Below are 10,517 nucleotides of genomic sequence, written 5' to 3' on the forward strand. Positions count from 1 at the left end.
TTAAAAGGATAGGGATTCATCGCATCTTTGAGTTGCTCACAGTATAAGTTCACCCTATCATTGCTGTGTCTATTTTTGGATCTTATTTAATTCTCAATCCTAAGTCAAAACTAATATGATAATTTTTAGAACCGTACTCCTACCAAAGTAGTTTTAATTGCTTCAAATCCTTACCCGATAGCTGAATATTAAAATTGTCATACAGTGGTAAAGTAGGAAACTCTACCACAAAAACAGCCAGCCCCAAATGTTGCTTTCTCCATTGGTGTTTTGCACTCCAAGTTTTAATTATTAACTTATGTAAAAATCCTAGCGTATGGGTTATGTACGGTGCTTAGGCATAGCCTAGCCTTGGGCTGCTAGTTGTGCGTATTCAGTATCAGTCAATCCTAGATTGTGAATTTTGTTCATGATTGGGGGCTGGGAGCGATCGCATCTATTCACTACTCTTAGGTCACGGTTAGTTCTTGCAGCAAGGCATCATTTATCCGTTGTGCTTCTTCACCAGACTGTTCCGTTACATTTAGCAGTAGCCCACCGCAGATTCAACCAGCTTATCTATTTTTGTAGGTTGGCGTTGCCCAAATCCTTTGCCAGAGATGGTAGTTACTGTATTGACCACACGGATTGTAGCAGGGTTTGGGGGTGTGTGTGAGAGATGAAGCGATCGCTCCCATATTTTCCTCTAAGAATTATGCAACTTTCTGTTTAAGTTTTGAGAAATATTTTTACTATATTTATTATTTGATTAGTTCAGTTACTTCTAAATACCTTATAATGTCTTTCTTATCAACTTCACAATCACAAACAGCACTCATTTCTACTGTACCCTTCCTTGGAACATTGAAAATTCCATAAGCACCATAAGCACCTTGAGCATCTATAACTAATGCTTGTGTATTCTTCTGCCTATAATTATGTAGTTTGATTGGTGCGCCTAAAGCTGTACTATAGGAAGTCCTAGCTAGTTCTACTAGAGATAGTTTTTTAGGATTAGGTAATAGTTTAATATTGAAATAGTAAAGACCATGAGGAGCTTTACATCTAACTGCTTCAAATGAGCCAGGATCGAGAATGCTTATAGAACCGTCATTACGAAGTAATGTTCTAAAGTTAGAAGGAATTTTAATTTTAATGCCAATTTTTTTTAATTCTACTGTTTTATTAGTTTTGCTAGCTTCAACAGGTTCAGTATTCCCACATTTTTCTTGAGCAACTGATGGAGTTACATTTAAGGCTGCATCAAATATAAAAATTAAACTGAGTATAACTCCAATCCTTTTAATTTGATTTTGTAGTTTCATAAAGTTAATCCCTTTTTTTTGAAATATAGTGCCAAGCTAAATTTAGTTTAAGGAAGCGTATATTTATCCCACTATAAGCATTCCACTCAACATACTAATTCAGTATTATTAACTAATTTTAATCATGCGGCTTTAACTGCAATCTTCTGTAATGCCATCTCCAAACGGCTGGTGAATTGGGAGGAGCGATCGCTAGTGCAGTAGATGTGCTTGGAATGTTAAAAAGACTAACACGCTCACACTAATCGCATTCGCTCTCATCAATAAAAGTAGATTTTTAGATATAACTAGTCCGTGTTGCTAGTTGAAAATTGCACAAATCCTTATCTTTGAACAAGAGGATAAATACAACTTTAATCTTAAGTTTAGGCATTGCCCACCAACAGGTGGGGGCTGATTTATGGTTTAGTAGGTGCAGTAATTTGGGGAGTTATCCGTAATGGTTTTTCTATTGTCGGTGTTGGTGGCTGGTTTGGTGCTGGCGAACATCTCAACAGAGCAATTAACCCAGTTGCAATAGCTAAAGCCTGACAAAGACTGAGTTTTTTTATTGAGTTCATCAATGCCTTATCTTTAGCCGATCAACTTGTGGCTGTGGGTTGTTTCACAGAAATCATCAACTGGCGCAAGCGGGTATTTGTGCCAACGGGCGATCGCTCTGCTGCTGTTCTGGGTTGGGTGATTGAAATTCTCGGATGATCATAACAAAGCGATAGGGTTGTTCCCCGTCGCTTTGTTTTTTCTGAAATTTTGGTAGCAAGGAATTTGAGATTAAGCCAGTCCGCGCACTAAAGTAGCGGGGTTTTGGGCTTTTTGTCAATAGCGAGTAACTCATCCATGTAGGCTTTTAAATCATCCAAGGATAATTCTGTAGATATCAGTCCGATATAGTTATCAGGTCTGAGTAGAACTTTACAAGGTTGATTGATGCCAAATATTTCTACAACGCTTGGGTAAAGAGGAACAACGTTAAAATCAATGAAATTACCGTATTCTTTTGCTAGTTCTACCTGCAAATTTTCATAGCTTTGTTGACCATCAGACAATACAACCAAGTGAAATTTTGGAGCGCACAGGCGATCATAAATGTTCGTACCGTCCACCAGAAAATAAGGCATTCTGTCTCCGGCTTTAACTTCCAAAAAGCTGTCTTGATGCTGAGTTAAAGAACTATCACGGTAATTTATTCCAATTTCCGAAACTAGCTCAAACAGAAACTCTTTTGCTGCACTAAACCGCGTTACAACATTGGCCAGGCTTGGTAAAATGTTGTCCCGGAAAAATTGCCAATACCAGCGATCTCCCGCCGCGACATCAAAAAATTGATCAGTCGTCTGCAACAGGCGTTTGGCATTGGCTAGACGTTCTTCGTTATAGCTTTCTAACAATGAATCCTGGCAATAGCCTTTCAAAACAAACGCTAGTTTCCATGCCAGATTATAAGCGTCCTGAATACCCGTATTCATCCCCTGTCCTCCGGCTGGCGTGTGAACATGGGCGGCATCGCCAGCCAGAAAGCATCTACCTTTGAAAAACTTATCCGCGCAACGAGTATGTACTTTGTAACTCGAAAACCAGCGCACATTTGTAATTTTCAATGGCTGCTGTACTAATTGCTTGACCTTGTTTTCGACTTCATCGTAAGTTACTTCTCGATCCGCTTGCTCATCATATTCGGGCAGGTTGCCAATTAGCCTCCAGTGCTTCTCACCTTGCATAGGAACCATCAGCACGAACGAGTTGTTTCCCAGAGTGCCGTAGAACGTTGCCTCGTCCGCTTGAAACTCCATATCCACGTCCGCGACGTAAAACAGGCGTGGATAAGTTGAACCCGCAAAACTCAAATCGAGGAGATGGCGCGTTAGACTACTTGCACCGTCACAACCTACTAGATACTGAGCTTCGATGGTCTGTGTTTCGCCCTTTGTCCTTTTCACAACTGCTTTCACGCCGTTAGCATCTTGCGTTAGACTTTCCATTTCGGTCTGCCATCGAACTTCTTTGCCGTTGTGTTGAAGATGCTCGTAAAGCAGACGCTCATTTTTGTTTTGTTCAAAAACAAGCATAAACGGAAAAGGACTGAGTTGACCGCCGAAGTTAGAAAAATCAAGCTGGGCGTTGATTTTGCCGTTGTGCATCAAGTTGCCTTTCTGCACGATTTCGCCATCTGCAACAGCTTGTTGCGCCAGACCCACTTGGTCGTAAATTTCCAAAGTCCGAGCATGAACGACCAGAGCCTTTGATAAATCAGTGATACTTTCTTTTTTGTCAAAGATTACAAAGTCGATGCCGTAACGCATCAATTGCACAGCCAGCAACAGCCCAGTTGGCCCGGCTCCAACAATGATCACATCGGTTTTACTCGTTGTCCCCATATTTTCAACCTCGCACAGAAAGTTGTTTTACTCAGGATGAACGCAATCAGTATGAGTATTGATGCCGCATAGCATCTGCGAAACTAGATCCGCCCACGACGGAATCGGCAGACGCGCCAAGTGTGTGGTCAAAACCGTTCCAAATAGCATTCTGGCGGTCAAGGTTGTATCATGAGGACGCAGTTCTCCGACCTGAACGCGGGTTTCTAGATAAGCCCCTAACGCCGTCATGCCTTCTTCCACAATCATGTGCAGACAAGCCGCAACTTCTGGGTTACTCTGGCTTTCACGCACCATGAGGCGAAACAGCACCTCTTTGCGACTGAGCATAGCCGAAAAGCTCTCAGCCACATTTTCCAGAACACGTGCTGCCACCTCGTCATACTCGACCGCAAGTAGCACCCTTAGCTCTGGTAAAAAACTGTGCCGTTCCCATACCGCTTTCATCACCTCACTTTTACTCGGAAAGTAGTGATACAGCAGTCCTACTGCTACGCCTGCTGCTGCCGCGATCTGCTTGATGCTGGTTGCATCGTAACCTTGCTCTGAAAACAGTGCCAACGCTGTATCTACTAGGTGTTCCCGCCGCACAACAGCTTGTTGTTGCCGCGAACTTTTTCCTTGCATAATTTAACTGATTGAACGTTCATTCAACTAAATACTAACACAACTTTTTTTTAGAGTCAGGTCAATACAAAAATGTACATTCTCTTTTTCTCCAAGTAGTAAGAGGTAGTTTACAAACGTGCAATTCGGTTCATGATTCTGCAAACTGCCCGTCCCACCCCTGAAGGACGCAACAGACTGAAAATTTTTTGGATTTTCAGTCTGTTACTGGTGGGCTTTCTGCTCTAATACTTGTAATCTTAATCAATATGCACTGCACTCCTGGGCTTTGAAGACTATGCCAAAAAATTGGACATTAAAAGTAGACCAGTTCTTCAATGCAAACCCTCACTGCATTATCGCTACCGTTCACGTTGACAGCTTTCCTTCTGACCTGCCTCTAGAGCCAAATATACCTTTACCTTTCAGCCCAGAGTTACCTGAATCAGCAGTTGATGAAAATGGTTAGTTCAAATACCAAACGCGAAGAACTGAAGCTAGTGAATTAGTTAATAAAATCACTCAGAAGCTAGAAAGCTTACACTGTAAGTCATATACAATTTTTATTGTTGTGATTTGTTTCTGGTTAAAATCATATGACCAACACACCAAAACCACCAAGCAGACTAGACCGGATTGAGGCAATTCTAGGCATACTAGCAACTCAACAACGATCGCCTTGGCTGCGTGAGTCTTGAGGAAAGTGAGTACCTCTGATACCAACATGATATTGGCACAGAGAATTGATCGGGAATTGTCTCAATAGGTGTCGTTATGAGTATTGAAGGTGTTATTCTTCTTAAAGAAATAAAAAAGCTATACAAAGATACAGGACTAGCATTCTCGGAAATCCTGATTAAAGTAAGTGATGTGTTACCTGAGATAGAAAGTTGGTATGAGCAGAAAAAACAAGACTATCCAGACTGTTACCAATCATATCAAAAACATCAATGGCGATTTCGATACACAAAAGCACTAGATAAACTTCAGCTTCAGCCTGGAGATAAAGTCTTGATCCAGTTTAAGTCAGTTCTCGGTACATCAAGAGGATGTCCTTTAATCAGTGGCAAACTATCAAAAATCGTCAGCCAATAAAAAATCTATCTTTTATAGTACTGTTCTACTTCTTCAGGGTAGTTTTAATCTGTGATCGCTCCTGCCTCAGCAACCTCTACTCACTCCCCCGCCCTTCCTCTGATTTCAGTTGAGCATAACACACCCTCTACCCCCAACAGCGCTAGCCAAGGTTGAGTCTCTACCGTGATGAGAAATTAAGATGCGAGTCAGAATAAAATAAGCGATCGCCGCCATCAATAGAACTATGCCATAAAAGGCAACTGACAAAGCACACTACTAGCCCACTCGAACCAAGCAACCACATCAGATTTAACCTTTGCATTTTGAATTCAAAAAAGGTCACAGGTCGAATGGCACTAAGATAACGCCAAATCCGTTACCTATAAGGCTTTTGGGTGTGGGGTGTAGTGAAGAATGAAAATATTTATGTTCGTACTCGATATTTGGTTTTCTTAATCTTCCCCTACACCCTACACCCCACACCCCACACCCTGCCTACACAAGCTTTCAGCTTTACAAGAGTGCCATTCGGTCACAGGTCTTTTTATCCGATTGATTCTGATTCCTACATTCTGGCTGATATCTTCTTCTTCAACAAAAATATTAGAAAAGCCATCTTGGGTAAAAATTAATATGTGTTTTATTTTGTTAAAGCTTAGATGAACATAGTTTCACATTTTTCTTAGCAATTTAAAGACTTTTTCATAAATTTAATTTTCTGGTAATTTTACCTAAAAAGTTGATAATTTTAAATATAATGTCAGCTAGGTTACTTAATTAATATATTTTCTAAAAATCTGTGAAGATTCTCAGTTGTTTAATTATTATAACACTGAAAAAAGTAAAATAAATGAAGAATCAAATAGGGGGTAAACATTCTGGCTTTATCAAGCGAACTGCTTGATTAAATAAAATATTTCTGACAATAATACATTAGTTAAAAGCTAGATTTTTTCTCAAAGATATCTGGAATCAGTAATACCATTTCACGAAAAGTTTGATACAGCTTTAACCATTGAAAGTTTTGCTGTATTTAAGTTTTTTAATTGCATTAGCGAGAGAGCGTTAGCGACGCTCCTGCGTCGCGTCCGCAGCGAATTGCGCGCTTGGTATGACAGTGCTGTTTGCATAGTAACCCAGAATTCTAAAGTAATTAATTTCAAGGGAATTCCATGAGTCCAAAGTTAACTGTACAAGAGTTTGGGATTGTTATTGCTGTCAAAAATCATCAACCAACTATTCTGAATCCTGATTTCTTGAAATCCAGTGGTATAGTCCCAACCGATTGGGAATTAGCTCGACAAACTATTTTTACAAATCATGTTGTTCAGATAACTTATACATCAGGCATTAATATTGTCTCTGAACCAAACCGCATCATGTTTTTGGAAACGATTGAAGGTAAAGAGTTAGCACAAGTAATGATTCCAGATATTGTTCGTAAATACGTGCAGGCTTTACCGAACCTAGAATATGAAGCTCTGGGGATCAATCCTAGAAAGCACATTACTTTTGAGCAACAACAACAAGCCAGTAAATATTTAAGTGAAAGATTATTATCGCCTGGAGAATGGCAAGAAATAGGTCAAGCAAAAGTTAGAGCATCGTTAAATTTAGCATATACTCTAGAACGCAGTCCTTTCTATCTAAGCATTCACGAAGCAGCAATTCGTCAAGAAGACGAAACAATGACTCCGATTGTGATGTTCAATGGCAGTTTTAGCTACCAGCTATCAAGCGATAATCTTGACGAACGCTTGGCAGGATTACAACAAGTACTCGATAACTGGCAAGCAGATTTAGAAATTTATCAAGAAATTATTCACAACAAATTCCTGCCCCAGACAGGAGATCAATTTCCTTAGATGCCTGCTGTAATTGAGATTCTTGGGTAGTAGAAACCTAGCGATGTGGTTTTTACCCGTCGCTAGGTTTTTTTCTGAAATCTGATAGGCAAGGACTTCATCGGGAACATTACTGGTCTACCGAGGTAAGGATTCAGAACTGGAAGAATCCAACTGGTTCCGCACCCAAGTGAAACAGTGTCTGGACGAAGAAGAAGTTGAGGAGTTGATTGAATCCATACATCGCACTGATGCTTTGTAATCGCTGAAAAAGCGGGAGTCTCGCGCACAACGACTAGTAATGGTAAATGCCAGACTGGGTTAGCAATTTGGCGGTTGGTTTCAGGATTGGGTCAAATCGTGCGTTTCAGCAGTGGTGCGAGGAAGAGATGCCGGGAGATCCAAGGGAGTTCTGTTATGGTGCGATCGCTGTTGGTTGAAAGCCAAAAAGCGTTGTGTCAATCGTTATCAAATCAAAAGCCGAGATTTCAAACAGTTTTTCAATAATTCTCCACAGTCAGCCAATGAGAATAAAAAGAACAAAGATTTTGGTTATAAATTAATATCACTCACATTGGGGAAACGGAAAGCGAAGAGATCGCATTTCCATTCCCCACTTGTTGTATTAGTGACAAATTAAATTTAGCAGTTGAAAGTTAATGACCAATGATACTTTCAATTAACTCAAGTAAATTTTATAAGTATGTATGGCCACATTTGGCCCACTCCCAAAGATATGAACCTCACCACGAGCCTTTGAGAACTTGCCCGTACCGCCGACGATGGCAGATACGGATGGTCGTAACTCTTGGTCAAACGCAGTACGATTAAAGACTCCACTGATATTAATGCTACCTTGTGGAAGCAACAGAACCTGTTCGCATTTCATCAACTCTCCGGTTGTCTCACCATTTAAGCTGCTGCTGGGATTAATGATGATACAAAAACCATGTCGGCTTCCTACTTTAGTACCGCTTTTGTTAAAGAGATCGCTGTTCATTAAAGTTGTCGCTCCAACATTAGAAGATGCTGGCTGTGGGGGGGCTGGAATTAACTGTTGGGCTGGCGGTACTTCAAAGGCGACTGCAAGATAAGTTCCTTTGTCTGTTAACTCTAAATTAGGTCGTAGTTCGATTGCAAATGCCCCGACCGAGTTATAAATTATGATGGTCAAGACGGACAATAAAACAGCAGTAACAAAAGCAACTATTCGCTTGCTCATATTCAACCCTCTTTATTGATAATTATTTTCTTTCTTGATTTCAAAATTTGTTTTCGTTCAACAAAGGCAGGATTACTTTAAGGTGCAGAAGGAACACTTGGATAGGGATTAGTAACCCCGCCCCATTGAAAACCACTGAAATTCATAAGTTAGGTTGGTACTTAAATTCCCATAGACTCCAACGCACAGACAGATTAATTGTGCAGAGAAACAGAGCGTGCATAACTGCCATCTGCTCTCTGCCTTTTCCTACTCAAACTTCCCTTCATGCAACTCAAAAATAAAACAGCATTGTGAGAATCTTGTGAGTATACAAATATTTATAGTTTAGGATTTCTTGGCTATTTTTCCGAGAATTAGCCTGCTAATTCTCTATAAATAAATATTGCGTTAAACTCTTTAAACGCAAGCGGAACAGATGATAAAGCTGCGACGCTCAACTTTGGTTTTGATTAGGAGTAATTTAGATGCGCCGCCCTGGTTGCTTAATCTTTACTTACTCAAATTGGCAGCCCCAAAAGTCGCATTAAACTTGCGGCACCAGATAGCAACAGATTTGTAATCTCCTAAATTGATGTTGTTCGGAATAGCATATGTTTGAGCACCACTATATTTTTGTAAGGGAGCAATGATGATATAGTCTCCTTTCTTTAATGGATAGGCTGGTGGTTTAGTTGAGTTTATTACACTATCTGAACGATGCAATATTACTACTAAATCTGGCCCTAATTCTGAAGTCTTAAACGATTGCTCAAGCTCTATAAATGATTTACCATCTTTGTTTGTAAGACGAACCGTTCCTTGAGTTGTATGTTCTCCAGAAACAAAAGTGCCTGACTTGACAACAGTTGAATCTTGAGATTCTGCTGACTGGGCGTTAGGCTCAATCCCAGGTGCAGACACAGGAATAGTTGCATTCACAGTTGTACGACTTTGCTCAGACTGGTTCTTTGATACGTCTCGGACACAGCTAACTATGACAAGCGAGAACAAAGTTAGTATTAATAAATTTATTAATTTCATGAATCAACCTCTTTAATTAATCAGTGATGTATATTTTCAACTGAACTTGAAACCCATTATATTTTCAATAACTTAACTAAAAATTATGGATATCTAAGTAATCTGTTATTAAAAAATAATATTTTGTTTAAACTCTGCTTGGAGATTTCTCAGCAAATTTTAAGTTTTCAACTACACAATTGAAAAAAAAGGTCACAAGCAGCATTGTTCAACTAAGTGATATTTTGTACTTTTCATAGAATGAGTTAAATCTGCAATTCACAGTGCTTCTACCTCTGCAATTAGATATTTGCAGAGGTAAAAATTTGTTCATGAATGCCTGAAACAAGCCTATTAACTTGCGCCAGCTTCCGCTACAGCAGCACCTTCTTCTGTTTTAGGCTCCTTCGCTTTCTTTTCAAAGATTTGCAACCCTGCATCAATCACTTCAAACCCCGAATCTGTCCGCACACCAAGCTTGCCAGATATAGCCCCTGCCCAGTCCGCAAACTCCGAGGCATTAGTTTCCGCCTTGCGCCAGCTTTTTGCGTTAATCAAAGCAGTGAAGACTATACCGTTCTGGTCAGTCAGTGAGACTTCAACTTTTTTATTCGCTGCTGGTTTTGCTTCAGGTAGTGAACCGCTGAATTTAATTATGACTTCACTTTTGGCTTGCATACCTTGTTCCCTGGCTCATCTGAGACTCAAATTTTTAGCTATTGAATTTTATCAGGGCTTCAGAAAAACTTCGCATCCTAAACATTTTTTAACTTAAAAGTTGCACTCGGTGGCAAAAGATTTACTGGTAATCCTAAACAGCCAACTATTACCATTTTTAATTTTGTTGATACTTACTGATTCAGAAAAATGGTAAACACCCAATTTAACGTTTTTTCAGAAATTGTCGCTGTGATGTCTGAGCCGCCAGAAGTTATTCAAGCTTATATAGAAGAATATCAAGTACCATTTCTCGTCTAAAGTAGCTGATTTTTTCTCTTCAATTTATTTATCTTTGTATTCCTGCCGTTTGTTTTTTACTTTCTAAAGCCTCATCAAGTTTAGTGTTGGCACTCTCGAAGTCTTGCAA

General features: G+C 39.8%; 13 protein-coding genes. 6 read left to right on the forward strand and 7 right to left on the reverse strand.

The window, feature by feature from the left end; all coding sequences use genetic code 11:
* Positions 1–740 precede the first annotated feature (740 nt).
* A complete protein-coding gene (locus H6G76_RS35135; protein ID WP_190710808.1) occupies positions 741–1,304 on the reverse strand; it encodes a hypothetical protein in 564 nt (187 codons plus the stop codon).
* A 372-nt stretch (positions 1,305–1,676) separates the two neighbouring features.
* Between H6G76_RS35135 and H6G76_RS35140 the strand changes: the two genes are divergently transcribed.
* The gene (locus tag H6G76_RS35140; RefSeq protein WP_190710809.1) at positions 1,677–1,835 is read left to right on the forward strand and encodes a hypothetical protein; all 159 of its coding nucleotides are present in this window, start codon (positions 1,677–1,679) and stop codon (positions 1,833–1,835) included.
* 257 nt (positions 1,836–2,092) lie between these two features.
* Here the strand turns inward: H6G76_RS35140 and H6G76_RS35145 are convergent, their stop codons facing one another.
* Both H6G76_RS35145 and H6G76_RS35150 read right to left on the reverse strand, forming a co-directional pair.
* Complete coding sequence (locus tag H6G76_RS35145) at positions 2,093–3,679, reverse strand: FAD-dependent monooxygenase (protein ID WP_190710810.1); 1,587 nt, start codon at positions 3,677–3,679, stop codon at positions 2,093–2,095.
* A gap of 27 nt (positions 3,680–3,706) precedes the next feature.
* Positions 3,707–4,306, reverse strand: coding sequence for a TetR/AcrR family transcriptional regulator (locus tag H6G76_RS35150; protein WP_190710811.1), 600 nt, complete (start codon positions 4,304–4,306; stop codon positions 3,707–3,709).
* A 277-nt stretch (positions 4,307–4,583) separates the two neighbouring features.
* Between H6G76_RS35150 and H6G76_RS35155 the strand changes: the two genes are divergently transcribed.
* A complete protein-coding gene (locus tag H6G76_RS35155; protein WP_190710818.1) occupies positions 4,584–4,754 on the forward strand; it encodes a hypothetical protein in 171 nt (56 codons plus the stop codon).
* 305 nt (positions 4,755–5,059) lie between these two features.
* Complete coding sequence (locus H6G76_RS35160) at positions 5,060–5,380, forward strand: hypothetical protein (RefSeq protein ID WP_190710812.1); 321 nt, start codon at positions 5,060–5,062, stop codon at positions 5,378–5,380.
* A 105-nt stretch (positions 5,381–5,485) separates the two neighbouring features.
* On the opposite strand, the gene H6G76_RS35165 is transcribed toward H6G76_RS35160, so the two are convergent.
* Positions 5,486–5,629 carry a hypothetical protein gene (locus H6G76_RS35165; protein ID WP_190710819.1) on the reverse strand — a complete coding sequence of 48 codons (144 nt, stop codon included), beginning with the start codon at positions 5,627–5,629 and terminating at the stop codon, positions 5,486–5,488.
* Between the two features lie 140 nt (positions 5,630–5,769).
* Between H6G76_RS35165 and H6G76_RS35170 the strand changes: the two genes are divergently transcribed.
* The 3 genes from H6G76_RS35170 to H6G76_RS37950 all read left to right on the forward strand — a co-directional run bounded on the left by H6G76_RS35170 (position 5,770) and on the right by H6G76_RS37950 (position 7,646).
* Positions 5,770–5,994, forward strand: coding sequence for a hypothetical protein (locus tag H6G76_RS35170; RefSeq protein WP_190710813.1), 225 nt, complete (start codon positions 5,770–5,772; stop codon positions 5,992–5,994).
* A gap of 540 nt (positions 5,995–6,534) precedes the next feature.
* Positions 6,535–7,227 (forward strand): hypothetical protein, encoded by a 693-nt coding sequence (locus tag H6G76_RS35175; protein ID WP_190710814.1) that lies wholly within the window; start codon positions 6,535–6,537, stop codon positions 7,225–7,227.
* A 287-nt stretch (positions 7,228–7,514) separates the two neighbouring features.
* Entirely contained in the window at positions 7,515–7,646 is a 132-nt protein-coding gene (locus H6G76_RS37950) for a hypothetical protein (protein ID WP_277883159.1), read from the forward strand.
* Positions 7,647–7,885: 239 nt separating this feature from the next.
* Here the strand turns inward: H6G76_RS37950 and H6G76_RS35180 are convergent, their stop codons facing one another.
* The 3 genes from H6G76_RS35180 to H6G76_RS35190 all read right to left on the reverse strand — a co-directional run bounded on the left by H6G76_RS35180 (position 7,886) and on the right by H6G76_RS35190 (position 10,108).
* Entirely contained in the window at positions 7,886–8,428 is a 543-nt protein-coding gene (locus H6G76_RS35180) for an allene oxide cyclase barrel-like domain-containing protein (protein ID WP_190710815.1), read from the reverse strand.
* Positions 8,429–8,920: 492 nt separating this feature from the next.
* On the reverse strand, positions 8,921–9,451 hold the full coding sequence (locus H6G76_RS35185) for a DM13 domain-containing protein (protein ID WP_190710816.1): 531 nt from the start codon (positions 9,449–9,451) through the stop codon (positions 8,921–8,923).
* A gap of 333 nt (positions 9,452–9,784) precedes the next feature.
* Positions 9,785–10,108, reverse strand: a complete 324-nt coding sequence (locus H6G76_RS35190) for a hypothetical protein (RefSeq protein WP_190710817.1) — start codon at positions 10,106–10,108, stop codon at positions 9,785–9,787.
* Positions 10,109–10,517 lie beyond the last annotated feature (409 nt).

This window comes from Nostoc sp. FACHB-152, from assembly GCF_014697475.1.
Classification (GTDB): domain Bacteria; phylum Cyanobacteriota; class Cyanobacteriia; order Cyanobacteriales; family Nostocaceae; genus Nostoc_B.